The organism is Streptomyces sp. NPDC053426, assembly GCF_055585405.1.
On record NZ_JBVJKE010000018.1, the window covers coordinates 1 to 20,662 of the forward strand.

General features: G+C 70.8%; 14 protein-coding genes and 1 tRNA gene. 5 read left to right on the forward strand and 10 right to left on the reverse strand.

What is annotated here, in order from left to right:
* Positions 1–107 precede the first annotated feature (107 nt).
* Complete coding sequence (locus tag ACZ62B_RS30605) at positions 108–764, reverse strand: ANTAR domain-containing response regulator (protein ID WP_344555827.1); 657 nt, start codon at positions 762–764, stop codon at positions 108–110.
* Between the two features lie 105 nt (positions 765–869).
* Between ACZ62B_RS30605 and ACZ62B_RS30610 the strand changes: the two genes are divergently transcribed.
* Positions 870–942: transfer RNA gene (locus ACZ62B_RS30610), tRNA-Leu, on the forward strand.
* Between the two features lie 104 nt (positions 943–1,046).
* Here ACZ62B_RS30610 and pyk read toward each other — a convergent pair.
* Both pyk and ACZ62B_RS30620 read right to left on the reverse strand, forming a co-directional pair.
* A complete protein-coding gene (gene pyk / locus ACZ62B_RS30615) occupies positions 1,047–2,483 on the reverse strand; it encodes a pyruvate kinase (protein ID WP_344555829.1) in 1,437 nt (478 codons plus the stop codon).
* Positions 2,484–2,631: 148 nt separating this feature from the next.
* Positions 2,632–3,309, reverse strand: a complete 678-nt coding sequence (locus ACZ62B_RS30620) for an SIMPL domain-containing protein (RefSeq protein WP_469692864.1) — start codon at positions 3,307–3,309, stop codon at positions 2,632–2,634.
* 153 nt (positions 3,310–3,462) lie between these two features.
* Here ACZ62B_RS30620 and ACZ62B_RS30625 point away from each other — a divergent pair, with 153 nt between their 5' ends.
* On the forward strand, positions 3,463–5,268 hold the full coding sequence (locus ACZ62B_RS30625; protein WP_344555832.1) for a 5'-nucleotidase C-terminal domain-containing protein: 1,806 nt from the start codon (positions 3,463–3,465) through the stop codon (positions 5,266–5,268).
* Positions 5,269–5,294: 26 nt separating this feature from the next.
* Here ACZ62B_RS30625 and ACZ62B_RS30630 read toward each other — a convergent pair whose 3' ends face one another.
* The 4 genes from ACZ62B_RS30630 to ACZ62B_RS30645 form a co-directional block, all read right to left on the reverse strand.
* The gene (locus tag ACZ62B_RS30630) at positions 5,295–6,686 is read right to left on the reverse strand and encodes a lysine N(6)-hydroxylase/L-ornithine N(5)-oxygenase family protein (RefSeq protein WP_468889770.1); all 1,392 of its coding nucleotides are present in this window, start codon (positions 6,684–6,686) and stop codon (positions 5,295–5,297) included.
* Positions 6,687–6,818: 132 nt separating this feature from the next.
* Positions 6,819–9,404: an aminopeptidase N gene (pepN, locus tag ACZ62B_RS30635; protein WP_344555835.1), complete on the reverse strand. Its 2,586-nt coding sequence runs from the start codon at positions 9,402–9,404 to the stop codon at positions 6,819–6,821.
* Between the two features lie 48 nt (positions 9,405–9,452).
* Positions 9,453–9,995 carry a response regulator gene (locus ACZ62B_RS30640; protein ID WP_344555837.1) on the reverse strand — a complete coding sequence of 181 codons (543 nt, stop codon included), beginning with the start codon at positions 9,993–9,995 and terminating at the stop codon, positions 9,453–9,455.
* 109 nt (positions 9,996–10,104) lie between these two features.
* Positions 10,105–10,482 carry a chorismate mutase gene (locus ACZ62B_RS30645; protein ID WP_344555839.1) on the reverse strand — a complete coding sequence of 126 codons (378 nt, stop codon included), beginning with the start codon at positions 10,480–10,482 and terminating at the stop codon, positions 10,105–10,107.
* An 81-nt stretch (positions 10,483–10,563) separates the two neighbouring features.
* On the opposite strand from ACZ62B_RS30645, the gene ACZ62B_RS30650 reads away from it, so the two are divergent.
* Positions 10,564–11,463, forward strand: coding sequence for a hypothetical protein (locus ACZ62B_RS30650; protein WP_344555841.1), 900 nt, complete (start codon positions 10,564–10,566; stop codon positions 11,461–11,463).
* A gap of 101 nt (positions 11,464–11,564) precedes the next feature.
* On the opposite strand, the gene ACZ62B_RS30655 is transcribed toward ACZ62B_RS30650, so the two are convergent.
* The gene (locus ACZ62B_RS30655) at positions 11,565–12,290 is read right to left on the reverse strand and encodes a VWA domain-containing protein (RefSeq protein ID WP_469692867.1); all 726 of its coding nucleotides are present in this window, start codon (positions 12,288–12,290) and stop codon (positions 11,565–11,567) included.
* A 146-nt stretch (positions 12,291–12,436) separates the two neighbouring features.
* Between ACZ62B_RS30655 and ACZ62B_RS30660 the strand changes: the two genes are divergently transcribed.
* Together ACZ62B_RS30660 and ACZ62B_RS30665 are read left to right on the forward strand one after the other, a co-directional pair.
* Positions 12,437–13,363 (forward strand): rhomboid family intramembrane serine protease, encoded by a 927-nt coding sequence (locus ACZ62B_RS30660; RefSeq protein ID WP_468889766.1) that lies wholly within the window; start codon positions 12,437–12,439, stop codon positions 13,361–13,363.
* Positions 13,360–14,277, forward strand: coding sequence for a chitosanase (locus ACZ62B_RS30665; RefSeq protein WP_468885053.1), 918 nt, complete (start codon positions 13,360–13,362; stop codon positions 14,275–14,277). The genes ACZ62B_RS30660 and ACZ62B_RS30665 overlap by 4 nt, the downstream gene beginning before the upstream one ends.
* A 121-nt stretch (positions 14,278–14,398) precedes the next feature.
* On the opposite strand, the gene ACZ62B_RS30670 is transcribed toward ACZ62B_RS30665, so the two are convergent.
* Positions 14,399–15,862 (reverse strand): glutamate synthase subunit beta, encoded by a 1,464-nt coding sequence (locus ACZ62B_RS30670; RefSeq protein ID WP_344555849.1) that lies wholly within the window; start codon positions 15,860–15,862, stop codon positions 14,399–14,401.
* Positions 15,855–20,456, reverse strand: a complete 4,602-nt coding sequence (gltB, locus tag ACZ62B_RS30675) for a glutamate synthase large subunit (protein WP_468885060.1) — start codon at positions 20,454–20,456, stop codon at positions 15,855–15,857. The genes ACZ62B_RS30670 and gltB overlap by 8 nt, the downstream gene beginning before the upstream one ends.
* Positions 20,457–20,662: the final 206 nt, after the last annotated feature.

Sequence of the window (20,662 nt, forward strand, 5' to 3'; positions counted from 1 at the left end):
AAGGTTTTGTCGTGGAGAGGAGGGGGAAAGAGAAAAGAGAAAAAGGAAGAGAGCCCCCCCCCCCCCCCGGGGGGGGGCCCCCGGGCCTCTCGTCGTGTCGCGGGCACTCAGCCCTTCGACGCCTTCTTCTCCTCGGCGTCGTCGATGACCGCCTGCGCCACCTGCTGCATCGACATCCGCCGGTCCATCGACGTCTTCTGGATCCACCGGAACGCCGCCGGCTCGGTCAGCCCGTACTGCGTCTGCAGCACCGACTTCGCCCGGTCCACCAGCTTCCGCGTCTCCAGCCGCAGGCTCAGGTCGGCGACCTCGCGCTCCAGTTCCTTCAGCTCCGTGAACCGCGACACCGCCATCTCGATCGCGGGCACCACGTCGCTCTTGCTGAACGGCTTCACCAGGTACGCCATCGCGCCCGCGTCCCGCGCCCGCTCCACCAGGTCGCGCTGGGAGAACGCGGTCAGCATCAGCACCGGGGCGATGTTCTCCTCGGCGATCTTCTCCGCCGCGGAGATGCCGTCCAGCTTCGGCATCTTCACATCGAGGATCACCAGGTCGGGCCGGTGCTCGCGCGCCAGCTCCACGGCCTGCTCACCGTCACCGGCCTCGCCGACGACGGAGTACCCCTCCTCCTCCAGCATCTCTTTGAGGTCGAGCCGGATCAGCGCCTCGTCCTCGGCGATCACGACGCGGGTCGTCATCGGAGGCACGTGCGACTTGTCGTCATCGGGCACGTCTACGGGCTGGGGCGACTCGGGGGCGCTCACGTGGGCTCCTTGGTGCGGGGCAGGCCGGTACTGCTGACAAGAGCGTACCCAGCTGCGATAAGGTGGGGGCACGGCGGGTGACCGTCGACCTTTGTTTTACAGGGCGCCCCGGTAGCCCAGCGGTAGAGGCAATGGTCTCAAACACCATCCAGCGTCGGTTCGAATCCGACCCGGGGTACTTTTCCTTGATATCCAAGGTCACCATTTGAGAGCGGATGTCCACCTTTCCGGTGAACATCCGCTTCTTTCCGCCCGTCCCGCTTGCGCGCCCCGGCCGCCCGGTCACTTGGGGCTGTCGTCCTCGCCGATGTGGTGGACGCGGACCATGTTCGTCGATCCGGAGACCCCCGGCGGGGAGCCCGCCGTGATCACCACCGTGTCGCCCTTCGCGCAGCGGGCGTACTTCAGGAGCAGCTCGTCCACCTGGTCGACCATCGCGTCCGTCGTGTCCACGTGGGGGCCGAGGAAGGTCTCCACGCCCCAGGTGAGGCTGAGCTGGGAGCGGGTGGCCGGGTCGGGGGTGAAGGCGAGCAGCGGGATGGGGCTGCGGTAGCGGGAGAGACGGCGGGCGGTGTCACCGGACTGGGTGAAGGCGACCAGGAAGCGGGCGCCGAGGAAGTCGCCCATCTCCGCCGCCGCGCGGGCGACCGCGCCGCCCTGGGTGCGGGGCTTGTTCCGTTCGGTCAGGGGCGGGAGGCCCTTGGCGAGGATGTCCTCCTCGGCGGCTTCCACGATGCGGGCCATGGTGCGCACGGTCTCGACGGCGTGCTTGCCGACGCTGGTCTCGCCGGAGAGCATGACGGCGTCGGCGCCGTCGATGACGGCGTTGGCGACGTCGGAGGCCTCCGCGCGGGTGGGACGGGCGTTGTCGATCATCGAGTCGAGCATCTGGGTGGCGACGATGACCGGCTTGGCGTTGCGCTTGGCGAGCTTGATCGCGCGCTTCTGGACGATCGGCACCTGTTCGAGGGGCACCTCGACGCCGAGGTCGCCGCGGGCGACCATGATGCCGTCGAAGGCGGCGACGATGTCGTCGATGTTCTCGACGGCCTGGGGCTTCTCGACCTTGGCGATGACGGGGAGACGGCGGCCCTCCTCGTCCATGATCCGGTGGACGTCCTTGATGTCGCGTCCGCTGCGGACGAAGGACAGGGCGATCACGTCGAAGCCGGTGCGCAGCGCCCAGCGCAGGTCGTCCTCGTCCTTCTTGGAGAGCGCGGGGACGGAGACGGCGACGCCGGGGAGGTTGAGGCCCTTGTGGTCGGAGACCATGCCGCCCTCGACGACGGTGGTGCGGACGCGGGGGCCGTCGACGGCGGTGACCTCGAGGGTGACCCTGCCGTCGTCGACGAGGATGCGTTCGCCGGCGGTGACGTCGGTGGCGAGGCCGGCGTAGGTGGTGCCGCAGATGTCGCGGTCGCCTTCGACGCCCTCCTCGACGGTGATGGTGAAGGTGTCCCCGCGTTCAAGGAGTACGGGGCCTTCGGTGAAGCGGCCGAGGCGGATTTTCGGGCCTTGAAGGTCGGCGAGGAGGCCGACGCTGCGGCCGGTCTCGTCGGCGGCTTTCCGCACCCGTCGGTAGCGCTCCTCGTGCTCGGCGTGCTCGCCGTGACTGAGGTTGAGTCGGGCGACGTCCATTCCGGCGTCGACCAGGGCTTTGATCTGGTCGTAGCCGTCGGTGGCAGGGCCCAGGGTGCAGACGATCTTCGCTCGGCGCATGTTTCGAGCCTAGGGCTTACCGGCCGGTAGCGACCTGGTGGCGTGTGACGACTCAACGGCCAGTGAATGAAGGGTTGTTGACAAGTGTTGAATTGTGCACCGGGTCGCTCCGATGAGCATCCGCGCCCCCTGTTCCCGCACGCCGGTCCTACAGACGGGGCGGCTGGAGCGTGAAGCGGGCGCCGACCTCGGCGTGGACGTGCTGCCGCTGGGGTTCGAGGTCGAGGGGCGGGGGCGGGGCGTCCTCGGTGGCCGCGGCGAACGCCATGGAGCGGGTCCGGGGGAAGGGTTCGGGCCCCGCCCCGGTGTCGGTGAGTTCGATGAGGGCGGCGAGGGTGGTGCCGAGCGCCTCGGCGTACTCGCGGGCGCGCCGGACGGCGTCGTGCACCGCCAGTCGCCGCGCCTCGCGGTGGGCGGGGGAACCCGGGCGGAGGCTCCACCAGGGTCCGTCGACACGGGTGAGGTCGAGGTCGGCCAGACGGGTGACGAGCGCGCCGAGGGCGGTGAAGTCGCCCAGGTCGGCGGTGAGCCGGACGGCGCCGTGGTGGGCGCGGACGCGTTCGCCCCAGCCGTGGGGGCTGAGTTCCGGGGTGACGGTGAGGGCGCCGGTCTCCAGGTGCTCGACGGCGTCGCCGTAGGACTTGAGCAGGTCGTGGGCTTCCGCGGTGCGGCGGGTGAGGTCGTCGAGGGTGGTGCGCCGGTCGCGGCCCCGCGCGGTGCGGGTGACGGCGATGCGGGCGAGGTCCGGGACGGTTTCGAGGTGGGCCTCGCCGCGGACGGCGAGATGGGGTGCGCCGGGTGTGCCGTACGGGTGAGGGGTGGTCATACGTCCCACTGTGTCACCGGTCGTACGGGTGCGGGGAGGGTGCGGGACACCGGATCGCAACCTGAGGGGTCTGTTCCGCGTGGGCGTGTTCAGGTCAGAATCATCGGGCGAATCTACGCGCGTTGTTCCGTTGTTGTCCGAGGAGAGCCTGACATGCCGTTGAACCGCCGGAAGTTCTTGAAGAGGTCCGCCGTGACGGGGGCGGGGGTGGCGCTGGCGGGTACGACGGCGGTCCCCGCCGCCGAGGCCGCCGGGGCGGGACGGGGGAGGAAGCCGGTGAAGCGGTACGCGCTGACCGTGATGGGCACGACCGACCTGCACGGCCACGTCTTCAACTGGGACTACTTCAAGGACGCCGAGTACACGGACGCGGCCGGCAACGCGCAGGGCCTGGCGCGGGTGTCGACGCTGGTGGACCAGGTGCGCGAGGAGAAGGGCCGGCGCAACACGCTGCTGCTGGACGCGGGCGACACCATCCAGGGCACCCCGCTGACGTACTACTTCGCCAAGGTCGACCCGATCACCGCCGAGGGCGGTCCGGTGCATCCGATGGCGCAGGCGATGAACGCCATCGGGTACGACGCGGTGGCGCTCGGCAACCACGAGTTCAACTACGGCATCGAGACGCTGCGGAAGTTCGAGGAGCAGTGCGACTTCCCGCTGCTCGGCGCCAACGCGCTGGACGCGAAGACGCTGAAGCCGGCCTTCCCGCCGTACTTCATCAAGAAGTTCCACGTGAAGGGCGCTCCCCCGGTGAAGGTGGCGGTCCTCGGGCTGACCAACCCCGGTATCGCGATCTGGGACAAGGCCTACGTCCAGGGCAAGTTGACGTTCCCGGGGCTCGAGGAGCAGGCGGCGAAGTGGGTGCCGAAGCTGCGGTCGATGGGCGCGGACGTGGTGGTGGTGTCGGCGCACTCGGGGTCCTCGGGCACGTCGTCGTACGGTGACCAGCTGCCGTACGTGGAGAACGCGGCGGCGAACGTGGCGCGGCAGGTGCCGGGGATCGACGCGATCCTGGTCGGGCACGCGCACAAGGAGATCGCGGAGCTGCGGGTCACCAATGACGAGACGGGCAGGGACGTCGTGCTGTCGGAGCCGCTGTGCTACGCGGAGCGGCTGACGCTGTTCGACTTCGAGCTGGCCTTCGAACGGGGCCGGTGGCGGGTGGAGTCCGTGAAGGCGTCGCTGCGGGACGCGGCGACGGTGGAGGACGACCCGAGGATCACCCGGCTGCTGCGCGACGAGCACGCGCGGGTGGTGGAGTACGTCAATCAGGTGGTGGGGTCGGCGACCGAGACGCTGACGACGGTGGAGGCGCGCTACAAGGACGCGCCGATCATCGACCTGATCAGCAAGGTGCAGGAGGACGTCGTCAAGGCGGCCCTCGCGGGCACCGAGTACGCGTCGCTGCCGGTGCTGTCGCAGGCGTCGCCGTTCTCGCGGACCTCTCAGATCCCGGCCGGCGAGGTGACGATCCGGGACCTGTCGAGCCTGTACGTGTACGACAACACGCTGGTGGCGAAGTTGATGACGGGCGCGCAGGTGCGGGCGTACCTGGAGTACTCGGCGGAGTACTTCGTGCGGACCGCGGCCGGTGCGGCGGTGGACGTGGAGAAGCTGACCAACGCGAACGGCCGTCCGGACTACAACTACGACTACGTGTCGGGGCTGCGGTACGACATCGACATCGCGCAGCCGGCCGGATCGCGGATCAAGAACGTCACGTACGAGGGCGCCGCTCTCGACGACGCCCGGCAGTTCGTGCTCGCGGTGAACAACTACCGGGCGAACGGCGGCGGCGCGTTCCCGCACGTGGCGTCGGCGAAGGAACTGTGGTCGGAGTCGACGGAGATCCGGACCCGGATCGCGGAGTGGGTGACGGCGAAGGGCGTGCTGGACCCGAAGGACTTCGCGTCGGTGGACTGGAGGCTGACGCGGGACGGTACGCCGGTGTTCTGATCCCCGTTTCTCCGTACGGGTGATGGTCAGGTCCCGTCCGCCAGTGGGGTGAGCCGTACGGCTCGCCGGGCGGGCGGGACCTGCGGCGTTCCGGGGTGGAGGCCGAAGGTGGTGAAGGCGGTGCGGGCGGGCTGGGGGTAGACCTGGCGGCCGGTGAGGTGGTTGAGGATCGTGGCGCTGCGCCAGGCGGCGAGCCCGAGGTCGGGGGCGCCGACGCCGTGGGTGTGGAGTTCGGCGTTCTGGACGTAGACGCTGCCGGTGACGGCGGGGTCCAGGTCGAGGCGGAAGTGGGTGTCGACGCGGAGCCGGCCGGCGTGGTCGCGGCGCAGGTGGGGGTCGAGGGGCGCGAGGAGGTGGTCGAGGGGGCGCGGGCGGTGGCCGGTGGCGAGGACGACGGCGTCGGTGGCGAGGCGGGTGCGGGTGTGCTGCACGGTATGTTCGAGGTGGAGCTCGATGCGGGCGGGGCCGAGGCGTCCGGCGGTGCGGACGTGGACGGCGGGGGTGAGGACGGTGTCGGGCCAGCCGCCGTGGAGGGTGCGCCGGTAGAGCTCGTCGTGGATGGCGGCGAGGGTGCCGGCGTCGATGGCCTTGTGGAGCTGCCACTGGGCCGGGACGAGCCGGTCGCGGACGGGTTCGGGCAGGGCGTGGAAGTAGCGGGTGTGGTCGGGGGTGAAGTGCTCCAGGCCGAGCCTGGAGTACTCCATGGGGGCGAACGCCCCGGTGCGGCCGATCCAGTGGAGGCGTTCCTGTCCGACGGGCCGGTGGCGCAGCAGGTCGAGGAAGATCTCCGCGCCCGACTGGCCGGTGCCGACGACGGTGACGTGGCCGGCGGCGAGGAGGGTGTCGCGGTGGGTGAGGTAGTCGTCGGAGTGGATCACGGGGACGCCGGGGGCGTCGGCGAGGGGCCGCAGCGGCTCGGGCACCCGGGGCTCGGTGCCGACGCCGAGGACGAGGTGGCGGGCGTGGACCCGGCCGGCCGAGGCGGCCCGCCCGTCCGGGCCGAGGCGGGTGAAGTCGACCTCGAACAGGGCGCGTCCGGGGCTCCAGCGGACGGTGTCGACGTGGTGGCCGAAGCGGAGCGCCGGGAGGCGGTCGGCGACCCAGCGGCAGTAGGCGTCGTACTCGGTGCGGCGGATGTGGAAGCGCTCGGCGAAGTAGAACGGGTAGAGGCGTTCGCCGGCCCTGAGGTGGTTGAGGAAGGTCCAGGGGCTGGTGGGGTCGGCGAGGGTGACGAGGTCGGCGAGGAAGGGCACCTGGACGGTGGCGTCGTCGAGGAGCAGGCCGGGGTGCCAGGTGAAGCGGGGGCTGCGGTCGTAGAAGGCGGTGCTCAGCCCGGGGAGGGGGTGGGCGAGGGCGGCGAGGGAGAGGTTGAAGGGGCCGATGCCGACGCCGACGAGGTCGCGGGGCGGGGTGCTCATGGACTGTCCTCCGGGGCGCGGTGCGCGGGAGGGTCCAGCTTGGACGGGAGTGGGCGGCGGCGCCCGAAAAGCCCGGTGAACACCCCTCGAAGGGGGTAAGTCCGCCTTCGAGGGGTGTTTCTGGGCGCCGGGTTACTTCTGCTGGACGCGCAGGGCGCGGGCCAGGTCGTCGAGCTGGTCGGCGAGCTTGCGGCGCAGGGCGGGGATCGGGTCGGCCTTGCGCAGGCACTTCTCGCCGAGCTTCAGGGTCTCGGCGTCGACCGCGTGGGCGGGGAAGGCCCAGCGTCCGGCGGCCTCGGCGATGGCGGGGCCCCGGCGGGCGGCGACGGCGACGGCGGCCTTGAAGTAGCGGGACACGTACGGCCGTACGAGATCGGCCTGTTCGGGCTGCCAGAAGCCCTGGGCGGTGGCGGTGAACAGGTAGTTGGACAGGTCGTCGGAGCCGAACATGGCGTCCCAGGCGCGGGCCTTGGCGTCCTCGTCGGGCAGGGCGGCGCGGCAGCGGGCGGCGCCCTCCTGGCCGGTGGCGCTGGGGTCGCGGGCGAGTTCGGCGGCGATGGCGGCCTCGTCGGTGGCGCCGAGCACGGCGAGCCGGGCGAGGACCCGCCAGCGCAGCTCGGGGTCGAGCTCGGGACCGCCGGGGACGGTGCCGTCGGCGAGCCAGGCGGCGATGGTGTCGGGGTGGGCGGCGGTGTCGATGCGGTGCCGCACGGCGATCAGACGCAGGCCGGGGTGGTCGCCGTCCTCGGTGCGCCGGATGAGGTCGCGGCACAGCTCGGTGAGGGTGGCCAGCGCGGCCGGCCGCCGGTCGGGGGTGAGGTAGCGGCCGGCGACGTGGACGGAGGCGAAGGCGAGGACGCCCTGGACGAGGGCGAGGTCGGTCTCGTGCGGGAGGTGGGCGCGGGCGATGTCCAGGAAGTCGCCGGCGGGCAGGTCGCCGTCGCGGACCGCGTCCCTGAGCGCGTTCCACACCACCGCGCGGGTGAGGGGGTCGGGCAGGCCGGACAGCCGGGCGCGCAGGGTGTCCAGGGACTCGGCGTCGAAGCGGATCTTGGCGTAGGTGAGGTCGCCGTCGTTGAGGACGACGAGGGCGGGGCGGGCGCCGCCGGGGCTGAAGGCGACGTTCCTGTCGGCGGGGAGGTCCGCCTCGAAGCGGTCGCGCAGGACGAGCCGGCCGGCGTCGTGGAGGTCGTGGTCGTAGACGCCGATGGCGATGCGGTGCGGGCGCCTGCTGCCGGCCGAGACGAGGGTGCCGGCGTGCTTCATCCCCGGGCGGTCCTTGTCGGGGTCGGGCGCCCGCCGGATCCCGGGGTCTCCCAGGTGCGCGATGTCCAGGTGCCAGTAGACGTTGTCGCCGTTGCCCGGCTCGGGGACGAGGGTGTCGACGCCGGTGGTGCGCAGCCAGGCGTCGGCCCAGGCGTGGACGTCGCGTTCGGTGGCGGAGGCGAGGGACTCGATGAAGTCGGCGAGCGTGGCGTTGGCGAACCTGTGCCGGGCGAAGTGGGTGTTGATGCCGGCGAGGAAGTCCTTCTCGCCGAGCCAGGCGACGAGCTGGCGCAGGGCGGAGGCGCCCTTGGCGTAGGAGATGCCGTCGAAGTTGAGCAGGGCGGAGGCGGTGTCCGCGACGTCCTTCGGAGCCACGGGGTGGGTGGAGGGCCGCTGGTCGGCGTCGTAGCCCCAGGGCTTGCGGGTGACACCGAAGTCGGTCCAGGTGTCGGTGAAGCGGGTCGCCTCGGTGAGGGTCTGGTAGCCCATGTACTCGGCGAAGGACTCGTTGAGCCAGATGTCGTCCCACCACGCGAGGGTGACCAGGTCGCCGAACCACATGTGGGCCATCTCGTGGGCGATCACCATGGCGCGGGTCTGGCGCTCGGTGTCGGTGACGGCGGAACGGTAGACGAACTCGTCGCGGAAGGTGACCAGTCCGGGGTTCTCCATGGCGCCCGCGTTGAACTCGGGCACGAAGGCCTGGTCGTAGGAGTCGAAGGGGTAGGGCTCCTCGAACTTCTCGTGGTAGCGGTCGAAGCAGGCGCGGGTGATGTCGAGGAGTTCGTCGGCGTCCGCGTCGAGGTACGGGGCCAGCGAGCGGCGGCAGTGGATGCCGAAGGGCAGTCCGCGGTGCTCGGTGCGCACGGAGTGCCAGGGGCCGGCGGCGACGGCGACGAGGTAGGTGGAGATCAGCGGGGTGGGCGCGGCCCGCCACACCCCCTCGCCGGTGTGCTCGGTGACGCCGTTGGCGAGGACGGTCCAGTGCTGCGGGGCGGTGACGGTCAGCTCGAAGACGGCCTTGAGGTCGGGCTGGTCGAAGGCGGCGAAGACGCGCTGCACGTCGTCGAGGAAGAGCTGGGTGTAGACGTAGGTCTCGCCGTCGGTGGGGTCGGTGAAGCGGTGCATGCCCTCGCCGGTGCGGGAGTAGCGCATGCTCGCGTCGACGCGCAGCTCGTGCTCGCCGGCGGCGAGGTTCTTCAGCGGCAGCCGGTTGCCGTCGAGGGCGTCGGGGTCCAGGGGCTGTCCGTCGAGGGTGACGGAGCGCAGTTCGGCGGGCTTGAGCTCGACGAAGGTGTCCGCGTCCGTACGGGCGCTGAACCTGATCAGGGTGCGGGAGTCGAACGTCTCGTCCCCGGTGGTCAGATCGAGTTCGATCGTGTAGCGGTGGACGTCGAGGAGCTGTGCTCGGTTCTGCGCTTCGTCGCGCGTCAGTACGGACATGCGGGCCATGCTGCCTGATGCGGTCGCCGAACCACAGGGGCGGATCGGGTACGCACCCTATGTCCGGTCTCGTTCGAGCTCCCCGGTGTGCGCCCCGGCGGGCCCTCCGGGCGGCGTGTGCGCGTGCGGGTGGGGCAGGGCGGGATGTCCGGGAGTGGGGTTGCGTTCCTCGAGCCGGGCGCGCAGGGCGCGGACCTCGCGTTCCAGGGCGAGCCGGCGCTGGTGCGCGTCGTAGAGATGACGGATCTTGGTACGCAGCGCCCACGGGTCGACCGGTTTGGTGACGAGATCGGCTACGCCGAGGGCGTACGCGGCGGCGCCGAGCTGCGGGTCGCGGGCGAAGCCGGTGAGCAGGACGACGGGGATGAGCTGGGTCTGTTCCAGGCGCCGCATGTAGCGCACGACGTCGAGTCCGCCGGTGCCGGGCGGCCGGACGTCCAGGAGCAGCAGGCCGACGTTTCCGCGCAGCAGCTGTTTGAGGGCCTCGTCGCCACTGGTGGCCCGGCCCAGCAGGTGGCCCAGCGGGGCCAGGGCGCTCTCCAGGGCGTACAGGGTGTCCTCGTGGTCGTCGACGATGAGGATGCGGGCGTTCGGCGGCATGCGGCGCGTCCCTCCTCGCAAGGGACCGGATGGCTGTCCGGGGCCGGCGACGGTGCTCGCCGGCCGACAAGGAGTGCACAGGGCAGCATGCTCCGCGCGGGCGGCTCTGTCACTCCCCGGGGGAGGACGTCGTGGCGCGGTTCGCTGAGGGCGTGGCGCCGCCCGCGGTGTCCTCGGCGATGCGCTCGTGGTGGTGGATCACCTCGGCGATGATGAAGTTCAGGAACTTCTCCGCGAAGGCCGGGTCGAGTTTGGCGTTCTCGGCGAGGGCGCGCAGCCGGGCGATCTGGCGGGCCTCCCGGTCCGGGTCGGCGGGCGGCAGCTGGTGCTCGGCCTTGAGGCGGCCGACCTGCTGGGTGCACTTGAAGCGTTCGGCGAGCATGTGGACGACGGCCGCGTCGATGTTGTCGATGCTGTCGCGCAGCCGGGCGAGCTCCTCGCGGACGGCGGGGCCGGCGTCGCCGGTGACGGTGTCGCTGGTGGTCATGGTGGGTCACATTACGGGGCGGGCACCGGCCGGGGCGGGCCCGTACAGTGGAACCGGGTTCAGGGCGTCCGGGGGTGAGACGTGGCGAACGGCGGACCGGTCGAGCACGGTTATCCGCATCTGGAGACGGTGCGGGCGGCCGTCACCGCGCTGTACCGGCGGCTGTCGTACGACACGGTCCGCACGTTCTCGGTGAGCGTGGCGCCGGCCGATGTGGCGTTCTGCGACACGGACGACCTCCATCTGGGGGCGCAGCGGGTGGCCCGCGAGCTGGTGCGGCACTACCGGCTGCCGGACGCGCGGCTGATCGTCGGGTTCCGTGAGATGACGCACGCGGCGAACGTGGAACTGGCGGCCGGACCGGAGTACTTCGTCGAGCTGAACGACCGGTTCCGGACGCATCGGCGGGACATCGGGGCGGCCCTGGCGCACGAGGTGGCGCATGTGTACCTGCACCGGCTGGACCTGTCGTTCCCGGGGACGCGGGAGAACGAGATCCTGACGGACACGGTGGCGACGTACCTGGGGGCGGGGTGGCTGCTGCTGGACGCGTTCCGGGAGGACGGGGCGTCGTCGCAGAAGCTGGGGTATCTCACTCCGGAGGAGTTCGGGTACGTGCTGGCGAAGCGGGCGGTGGTGTTCGGGGAGGATCCGTCGGTGTGGTTCACCAGTGCGCAGGCTTATACGGCGTATACGAAAGGGTTGGCGTTGGCACGCCGGGATGGGGAGCAGCCGCCGTTGTGCTCCGCCGGGTGGGTGGGGCGCAGGCGCTACGCGCGGGATCGTCGGTATGCGCAGGAGCATTCCGTCCCGGACGGGGGGCGGCACGAAGTGCCGTACAGCTTCAGTCCGGCGGAGCACGGGTCCCTGCGGGTGGCGTTTCCCTGTCCCACCTGTCATCAGCGGATCCGGGTGCCGGTGCGGGGGCGCGTGCGGGCGCGGTGCGGACTGTGCCGGACGGTGTTGGAGTGTGACACCTAGCGGTATCGGGGCTCGGTTTTTCGGGTGCGGGTGCGTGGTGGCTGATCGCGCCCACGCGGCGGAGCCGCACATCGATACAGCCCCGCGCCCCTACAGGGGCGCTACACCTCGCGCGTGATTCCTTGCACCCGTGCTGCTGCCAGCCACTTGGGGAACTCGCCCACCATGCGGTCGTACAGGTCCGCGTCCGTGACCTTGCCCGGGTTCTCGCCCGCGTGGAAGAAGCCGGCGTTGTCCACGATCCGTTTGGTCGGGACTGCCAGGTCGTCCAGTTTGCGCAGGTAGTCGAACTGTTTGCTGTTCGGGTTGCCGAAGCCGATGAACTGCCAGAACAAGGGGAGGCGGGCGGCCTTGCAGAGGTATTTCTCCGCGGCGAGTTTGTTGATGGGGCCGCCGTCGGTCTGGAAGATCACCAGGGCGGGGGCCGTGGAGCCGCTGTCCAGGTAGTGGTCGATGACCGCGTCCATCGCCAGGTGGTAGCTGGTCTTGCCCATGTGGCCGAGGCCGGACACGATCCGTTCGATCCGGCCCCGGTGGTCGGCGAGGGCGATGTCGGTGACGGCGTCGACGTCGGTGGAGAAGAAGACGACGGGCACGGTGCCGTCGTCGTCGAGGTGCGCCGACAGGCCCAGCACCCGGTCGGCGAGCGCCTGCACGCTGCCGTCGTTGTAGTACGGCTTCATCGAGCCGAAGTAGTCGACCACCAGGTAGACCGCGGCGCGCAGCCCGTCCAGGCCGTGCTTGGCGAGGGACACCCCGGCGGTCTTGTAGAGGCTGACCAGCGCGGGCGCCGTCTCCTCGATCTTGCTGAGACTGATCGCGGCCATGTGACTCCCCCTCGGTCATGGAACTGGCCCCGAGGGTACGGCACGTCACCATCCCGTCATTCGCTCATTCCACTGGTGTTCGATATTTTGTTCGCCGCCGTCCCCACCGGCTCACTTCCGTCCCGTCCCTCCCGAGGAGCCGGCCCGTGGATTCCGAGTCCACCGTCACCACCTGCTACCGCCACCCCAAGGTGGAGTGCTACGTCCGCTGCACCCGCTGCGAGCGGTACATCTGCCCGGACTGCATGCGCGAGGCGGCCGTGGGCCACCAGTGCCCCGAGTGCGTGAAGGAGGGCGCGCGGTCGATGCGGCAGGCCCGCACCCTGGTGGGCGGCCGGGTCTCGGCGGTGCCCGTCGTGACGTACGTGCTGATCGTCCTCAATGTGCTGGTGTACCTGGCGGAGCTGGCGCGGCCCGAGGTCGTGGACCGGTTCGCGATGGTGGGCGCGGGGCTGGTCGGGCCGGACGGCGGACACTATCTGTGGGTCGACCCGTACCCCGCGGGCTTCACCCCGGAGGGACTGGTGGACGGGGAGTGGTACCGGCTGCTGACCGGCGCGTTCCTGCACTTGCCGGCCACCGAGGGCACGTTCGGGATCGCCCACATCGTGATGAACATGCTGGCGCTGTGGAATCTGGGCCGGCTGGTCGAGCCGATGCTGGGCCGGGTGCACTACCTCGCCCTGTATCTGCTGTCGGCGCTGGGCGGTTCGGTGCTGGTGCTGCTGATCGCGCCCGAGGACGCCGCGGTCGGCGCGTCCGGCGCGATCTTCGGGGTGGGGGCCGCGTACTACGTGATGGCCCGGCGCGTCGGGGCCGACATGGGCCAGGTCAACCGGTTCATGGCGGGGCTGCTGCTGTGGCTGGTGGTCTCCGCGCTCGTCACGTCCTGGGAGGGGCACCTCGGCGGGCTGCTGGCGGGCGGCACGGTGGCGCTGGCGTTCGCCTACGCTCCCAGGGACGGGCGGCGGACGGTGGTGCAGGTGGGTGCGTGCGTGGCGCTGGTGGTGGTGCTGGGGGTGGCCGCGGTGGTCAAGGTGTCCGAACTGACGGGTGGAGGTATCCCCCAGTGAAACGTGCCGGTGCGCTGCTCATCGCGGCCGTCCCCGTGATCGCCACGGGGGTGTACTTCGTCATGCCGACGGACTCGGCCGACGCCCCGGTGGCGCCGTCCGCGGCCACCGCCCAGTCGTCCCGTGAGGACGCCAAGGAGCGGGCCGAGGAGAAACGGGACGCCGAGGAGCGGGCCGAGGACGACGCGGTCGTCGCCGGCCTGCCGGCGGGGCTGGCCGCACCCGGGAAGAAGGAGCTGGCCCAGCGGCTGGTGGCGAGCGCCGAGCACTCCACCACCGACTGGCGCACCACGTACGGGGCCATCGAGGACGAGGGCGACGGCTGCGGCTACACGGCGGGCATCATCGGCTTCTGCACCGGCACCCACGACCTGCTCATGCTGGTCGAGAGCTACACCGAGGACCACCCGGACAACGGGCTGGCGTCCTATCTGCCCGCCCTGCGCGAGGTCGACGGCTCGGACTCCCACGAGGGCCTGGACCCCGGCTTCACGGCCGCCTGGGAGGCGGAGGCCGAGGTGCCCGCCTTCCGGGAGGCGCAGGAGGCGGAGCGCGACCGCATCTACTTCGAGCCGGCGGTCCGGCTCGCCAAGCTGGACGGCCTCGGCACGCTGGGCCAGTTCGTCTACTTCGACGCGATGGTCTTCCACGGCCCCGACACCGACGCGGACGGCTTCTACGCCCTGCGCGAGCGCACGCTGAAGCAGGCGGAGACGCCCGCCGCGGGCGGTTCCGAGAAGACGTATCTGAACGCCTTCCTCGACATCCGCCGCGAGGCCATGCTGACCCGGTACCCGGACCGCGACACCTCCCGCGTCGACACGGCCCAGCGCCGGTTCCTGGAGGCCGGGAACCTGGGCCTGGAGACCCCGCTGGTGTGGGAGATGTACGGGGACCACTACAGGCTTCCCTGAGCGCGCGAAGGCGCCTGCCCGGTCGTCCGGTCGGGGACTGGGGGCAGGCGCCTTCTGTGTTCCGTACGCCGTTGTACGGGACGTGTGTGAGGGACCGTCAGGTCACCTTTTGTACCGCTCGTCAGACCATCAGCGAGCGGTCCGTCGGGCGGATCGGGGCCGGCAGCTCGCTCGCCCCCGTGAGGAAGCGGTCGCAGCCGCGGGCGGCCGAGCGGCCCTCCGCGATCGCCCACACGATGAGCGACTGGCCGCGGCCGGCGTCACCGGCGACGAACACACCGGGCACGTTGGTCTGGAAGTCGGCGTCACGGGCGATGTTACCGCGTTCGTCGAGGTCCAGGCCGAACTGCTCGACCAGGCCGTTGTCCCGGTCGGTGCCGGTGAAGCCCATGGCGAGGGTGACGAGCTGGGCCGGGATCTTGCGCTCGGTGCCCGGCTTCGGGGTGAGCTTGCCGTCGACGAACTCGACCTCGCTCATGTGCAGCCACTGGACGTTGCCGTCCTCGTCGCCCTCGAAGTGGGTGGTGGAGACGGAGTAGACCCGCTCACCGCCCTCCTCGTGCGCGGACGTGACCTTGTAGAGCATGGGGAAGGTCGGCCACGGCTGGGAGACCGGGTTCCGCTCCTCGTTCGGGCGGGGCATGATCTCCAGCTGGGTGACGGAGGCCGCGCCCTGGCGGTGGGCGGTGCCCACGCAGTCGGCGCCGGTGTCACCGCCGCCGATCACCACGACGTGCTTGCCCTCGGCCGAGATCGGCGGGGCGACGTAGTCGCCCTCCTGCACCTTGTTGGCCAGCGGCAGGTACTCCATGGCCTGGTGGATGCCCTTGAGGTCGCGGCCCGGCACCGGCAGGTCGCGGGCGGTCGTCGCGCCGACGGCGAGGACCACGGCGTCGTACCGCTTGCGCAGCGCGGTGGCCGGCATGTCGCGGCCGATCTCCACGCCGGTGCGGAACTTGGTGCCCTCCGCGCGCATCTGCTCGATACGGCGGTTGATGTGCCGCTTCTCCATCTTGAACTCGGGGATGCCGTAGCGCAGCAGGCCGCCGATGCGGTCGGCGCGCTCGTACACCGCGACCGTGTGGCCGGCCCGGGTGAGCTGCTGGGCGGCGGCCAGGCCCGCGGGGCCCGAGCCGACGACCGCGACGGTCTTGCCGGAGAGGCGCTCGGGGACCTGCGGGGCGACGTCACCGGTCTCCCACGCCTTGTCGATGATCGAGACCTCGACGTTCTTGATGGTGACCGGCGGCTGGTTGATGCCGAGCACGCACGCCGACTCGCACGGAGCCGGGCACAGGCGGCCGGTGAACTCCGGGAAGTTGTTGGTGGCGTGCAGCCGCTCGGAGGCGGCGCCCCAGTCCTCGCGGTAGGCGTAGTCGTTCCACTCGGGGATGAGGTTCCCCAGCGGACAGCCGTTGTGGCAGAACGGGATGCCGCAGTCCATGCACCGGCTGGCCTGCTTGCTGATGATCGGCAGCAGGGAACCGGGGACGTAGACCTCGTTCCAGTCCTTCTTGCGCTCCTCGACCGGACGGGACCTGGCGACCTCGCGGCCGTGGTTCAGAAAGCCCTTCGGGTCAGCCATTGATCGCCGCCTCCATCATCTTCTCGGTGATCTCGGTCTCGGAGAGACCTGCTCGCTCGGCGGCGTCCTTGGCGGCGAGCACTGCCTTGTACGTGCTGGGGATGATCTTGCTGAAGCGCTGCACGGCGGTGTCCCAGTCGGCGAGCAGCTTCTCGGCGACGGTGGAGCCCGTCTCCTCCCGGTGGCGGCGGACCACGTCGTGCAGCCACTGCTCGTCGGCGTCGTCCAGGGCCCCTACGGCGTCCAGGTTGCCGGCGTTGACGTTGTTCCGGTCGAGGTCGATGACGTAGGCGATGCCGCCGGACATGCCGGCCGCGAAGTTGCGCCCCGTCTCGCCGAGGACGACCGCGTGACCGCCGGTCATGTACTCGCAGCCGTGGTCGCCCACGCCCTCGGAGACGACCAGCGCGCCGGAGTTGCGGACGCAGAACCGCTCGCCGGTGCGGCCGCGCAGGAACAGCTCGCCGCCGGTCGCGCCGTACGCGATCGTGTTGCCCGCGATGGTCGAGTACTCGGCGAGGTGGTCGGCCGCGCGGTCCGGGCGGACCACGATCCGGCCGCCGGACAGTCCCTTGCCGACGTAGTCGTTGGCGTCGCCCTCCAGGCGCAGCGTGACACCGCGCGGGACGAAGGCGCCGAAGGACTGCCCCGCGGAGCCGGTGAAGGTGATGTCGATGGTGTCGTCGGGCAGGCCCGCACCGCCGAACTTCTTCGTCACCTCGTGGCCGAGCATGGTGCCGACCGTGCGGTTGATGTTGCGGATGGCGACCTGGGCGCGCACCGGCTGGGCGTCCTCGGCGCCGGACGCGGCGAGCGCGTCGGCGGCGAGCTTGATCAGCTCGTTGTCGAGCGCCTTCTCCAGGCCGTGGTCCTGGGCGACGACCTGGTGGCGGACGGCGCCCTCGGGCAGCTCGGGCACGTGGAACAGCGGGGCCAGCTCCAGGCCCTGCGCCTTCCAGTGGTTCACCGCGCGGGTCACGTCGAGGATCTCGGCGTGGCCGACGGCCTCCTCGATGGAGCGGAAGCCCAGCTCGGCGAGGAGCTCGCGGACCTCCTCGGCGATGAACTGGAAGAAGTTCACGACGTACTCGGCCTTGCCGGAGAACCGGTCCCGCAGGACCGGGTTCTGGGTGGCGATGCCGACCGGGCAGGTGTCCAGGTGGCAGACGCGCATCATCACGCAGCCGGAGACGACCAGCGGGGCGGTGGCGAAGCCGAACTCCTCGGCGCCGAGCAGCGCGGCGATGACCACGTCACGGCCGGTCTTGAGCTGGCCGTCGGTCTGCACGACGATCCGGTCGCGCAGGCCGTTGAGCAGCAGGGTCTGCTGGGTCTCGGCGAGGCCGAGCTCCCAGGGGCCGCCGGCGTGCTTCAGCGACGTCAGCGGGGAGGCGCCGGTGCCGCCGTCGTGACCGGAGATCAGGACGACGTCCGCGTGCGCCTTGGAGACACCCGCGGCGACGGTGCCGACGCCGACCTCGGAGACCAGCTTGACGTGAATGCGCGCCTGGGGGTTGGCGTTCTTCAGGTCGTGGATGAGCTGGGCGAGGTCCTCGATGGAGTAGATGTCGTGGTGCGGCGGCGGGGAGATGAGCCCCACGCCCGGCGTCGAGTGCCGGGTCTTCGCGACCCACGGGTAGACCTTGTGGCCGGGCAGCTGGCCGCCCTCGCCGGGCTTGGCGCCCTGGGCCATCTTGATCTGGATGTCGTCGGAGTTGACCAGGTACTCGGAGGTCACACCGAAGCGGCCGGAGGCGACCTGCTTGATGGAGGAGCGGCGGGCCGGGTCGTACAGCCGCTCCGGGTCCTCGCCGCCCTCACCGGTGTTGGACTTGCCGCCGAGCTGGTTCATGGCGATGGCGAGCGTCTCGTGCGCCTCGCGGGAGATGGAGCCGTACGACATGGCGCCGGTGGAGAACCGCTTGACGATCTCGGAGACCGGCTCGACCTCGTCGACCGGGATCGGCTGCCGGTCGGAGGCGAAGCCGAACAGGCCGCGGAGCGTCATCAGGCGCTCGGACTGCTCGTTCACCCGCTCGGTGTACTTCTTGAAGATGTCGTAGCGGCCGGAGCGCGTGGAGTGTTGGAGGCGGAAGACCGTCTCCGGGTCGAACAGGTGCGGCTCGCCCTCGCGGCGCCACTGGTACTCGCCGCCGATCTCCAGCGCGCGGTGCGCGGGAGCGATGCCGGAGGCGGGGTAGGCCTTGGCGTGGCGGGCGGCGACCTCCTGGGCGACGACGTCGATGCCGACGCCGCCGATCTTGGTGGCGGTGCCGTTGAAGTACTTCTCCACGAAGGCGTCCTGGAGGCCGACGGCCTCGAAGACCTGGGCGCCTCGGTAGGAGGCGACCGTGGAGATGCCCATCTTGGACATGACCTTCAGGACGCCCTTGCCGAGGGCGTAGATCAGGTTGCGGATCGCCTTCTCGGCCTCGATGCCCGGCAGGAAGGTGCCCGCGCGGACCAGGTCCTCGACGGACTCCATCGCCAGGTACGGGTTGACGGCGGCGGCGCCGTAGCCGATGAGCAGGGCGACGTGGTGGACCTCGCGGACGTCACCGGCCTCGACCAGCAGGCCCACGTGGGTGCGCTGCTTGGTGCGGATGAGGTGGTGGTGGACGGCCGCGGTGAGCAGCAGCGACGGGATCGGCGCGTGCTCGGCGTCGGAGTGCCGGTCGGACAGGACGATCAGCCGGGCGCCGTTCTCTATGGCGGCGTCGGCCTCGGCGCAGATGTCCTCGATGCGTGCCGCGAGCGCGTCGCCGCCGCCGGAGACCCGGTACAGGCCGGAGAGGGTCGCGGCCTTGAAGCCGGGCATGTCGCCGTCGGCGTTGATGTGGATGAGCTTGGCCAGCTCGTCGTTGTCGATCACCGGGAAGGGCAGGGTGACGCTGCGGCACGTCGCGGCGGTCGGCTCCAGCAGGTTGCCCTGCGGGCCCAGCGAGGAGCGCAGGGAGGTGACCAGTTCCTCGCGGATCGCGTCCAGCGGCGGGTTGGTGACCTGCGCGAAGAGCTGGGTGAAGTAGTCGAAGAGCAGGCGCGGGCGCTCGCTCAGCGCGGCGATCGGCGAGTCGGTGCCCATCGAGCCGATCGGCTCGGCGCCGGCCTTGGCCATCGGCGCGATCAGGACCCGCAGCTCCTCCTCGGTGTAGCCGAAGGTCTGCTGGCGGCGGGTGACCGAGGCGTGGGTGTGCACGATGTGCTCGCGCTCGGGCAGGTCGGGCAGCTCGATCTCGCCGGCCTCGAGCCACTCCGCGTAGGGGTGCTCGGCGGCGAGCCCGTCCTTGATCTCGTCGTCCTCGATGATGCGGTGCTCGGCGGTGTCCACCAGGAACATCCGGCCGGGCTGGAGGCGGCCCTTGCGGACGACCTTCGCCGGGTCGATGTCGAGGACGCCGACCTCGGAGCCGAGGACGACCAGGCCGTCGTCGGTGACCCAGTAGCGGCCGGGGCGCAGGCCGTTGCGGTCGAGCACGGCGCCGACCTGGGTGCCGTCGGTGAAGGTGACGCAGGCGGGGCCGTCCCAGGGCTCCATCATCGTGGAGTGGTACTGGTAGAAGGCGCGCCGGGCCGGGTCCATGGAGTCGTGGTTCTCCCACGCCTCCGGGATCATCATCAGCACGGAGTGCGGCAGCGAACGCCCGCCCAGGTGCAGCAGTTCGAGGACCTCGTCGAAGGAGGCGGAGTCCGAGGCGTCGGGCGTACAGACCGGGAAGATGCGCTCGAGGTTCTTGTCCTCGCTCCCGAACAGGTCGGAGACGAGCTGGGACTCGCGGGCGCGCATCCAGTTGCGGTTGCCCTTGACGGTGTTGATCTCACCGTTGTGGGCGACGAAGCGGTACGGGTGCGCGAGCGGCCACGACGGGAAGGTGTTCGTGGAGAACCGGGAGTGCACCAGCGCGATCGCGGAGCCGAAGCGGCGGTCGGACAGGTCCGGGAAGAAGGGCTCGAGCTGGCCGGTGGTCAGCATGCCCTTGTAGACGATGGTCCGCGCGGACAGCGACGGGAAGTAGACGCCCACCTCGCGCTCGGCGCGCTTGCGCAGCACGAACGCCTTGCGGTCGAGGTCGAGGCCCTTGAGCTCACCGGCGGTGACGAAGATCTGCCGGAAGACCGGCATCGTCGAGCGGGCGGTGGCGCCGAGCAGTTCGGGCGCGACCGGCACCTCGCGCCAGCCGAGGACGGTCAGGTCCTCGGCGGCGGCGATCTCCTCGATGCGGGCGACGGCGGCGTCGGCGCCGTCCTCCGGCAGGAAGGCGATGCCGACCGCGTAGCCGCCGGCCTCGGGCAGTTCGAATCCGGCCACCTCGCGGAAGAAGGTGTCCGGGACCTGGGAGAGGATTCCGGCGCCGTCGCCGGAGTCCGGCTCGGAACCGGTGGCACCGCGGTGTTCGAGGTTGCGCAGGACCGTGAGGGCCTGATCCACCAGGGTGTGGGACGCCTCGCCGGTGAGGGTGGCGACGAAGCCGACGCCGCAGGCGTCGTGCTCGTTGCGGGGGTCGTACATACCCTGCGCAGCAGGGCGAGCATCCATGAACGACCAGTTCAGGCGGTCGTTCGTGGAATGCTGGGACGGCTGGCGCGGCGTACGCATCGGCTCTCCCGTCGTCGTCATGTGGCATGTGCAAGGTGCCGAGGGACGACGTTGGCCCTCTGCGTGGTGCGAAATTTCGTGCAGGTTACATGATGGAGCGGTTCTCGGAAACCGGGATAATCCGTTCCAACATGCGGACACCACATGGGTCGCGGTGAGGTTCCGCGCCTGGTGGTGGAAGCTATGGGGGCCGGCCGGACAGATCG

What these genes read in the sequence shown, in the direction of transcription:
- ACZ62B_RS30625 (WP_344555832.1), top strand. Translation starts at nt 3,463, where the DNA reads ATGCCGTTGAACCGCCGGAAGTTCTTGAAGAGGTCCGCCGTGACGGGG.
- ACZ62B_RS30630 (WP_468889770.1), bottom strand. Translation starts at nt 6,686, where the DNA reads ATGAGCACCCCGCCCCGCGACCTCGTCGGCGTCGGCATCGGCCCCTTC.
- ACZ62B_RS30645 (WP_344555839.1), bottom strand. Translation starts at nt 10,482, where the DNA reads ATGACCACCAGCGACACCGTCACCGGCGACGCCGGCCCCGCCGTCCGC.
- pepN (WP_344555835.1), bottom strand. Translation starts at nt 9,404, where the DNA reads ATGGCCCGCATGTCCGTACTGACGCGCGACGAAGCGCAGAACCGAGCA.
- ACZ62B_RS30670 (WP_344555849.1), bottom strand. Translation starts at nt 15,862, where the DNA reads ATGGCTGACCCGAAGGGCTTTCTGAACCACGGCCGCGAGGTCGCCAGG.
- ACZ62B_RS30655 (WP_469692867.1), bottom strand. Translation starts at nt 12,290, where the DNA reads ATGGCCGCGATCAGTCTCAGCAAGATCGAGGAGACGGCGCCCGCGCTG.
- ACZ62B_RS30640 (WP_344555837.1), bottom strand. Translation starts at nt 9,995, where the DNA reads ATGCCGCCGAACGCCCGCATCCTCATCGTCGACGACCACGAGGACACC.
- pyk (WP_344555829.1), bottom strand. Translation starts at nt 2,483, where the DNA reads ATGCGCCGAGCGAAGATCGTCTGCACCCTGGGCCCTGCCACCGACGGC.
- gltB (WP_468885060.1), bottom strand. Translation starts at nt 20,456, where the DNA reads ATGCGTACGCCGCGCCAGCCGTCCCAGCATTCCACGAACGACCGCCTG.
- ACZ62B_RS30620 (WP_469692864.1), bottom strand. Translation starts at nt 3,309, where the DNA reads ATGACCACCCCTCACCCGTACGGCACACCCGGCGCACCCCATCTCGCC.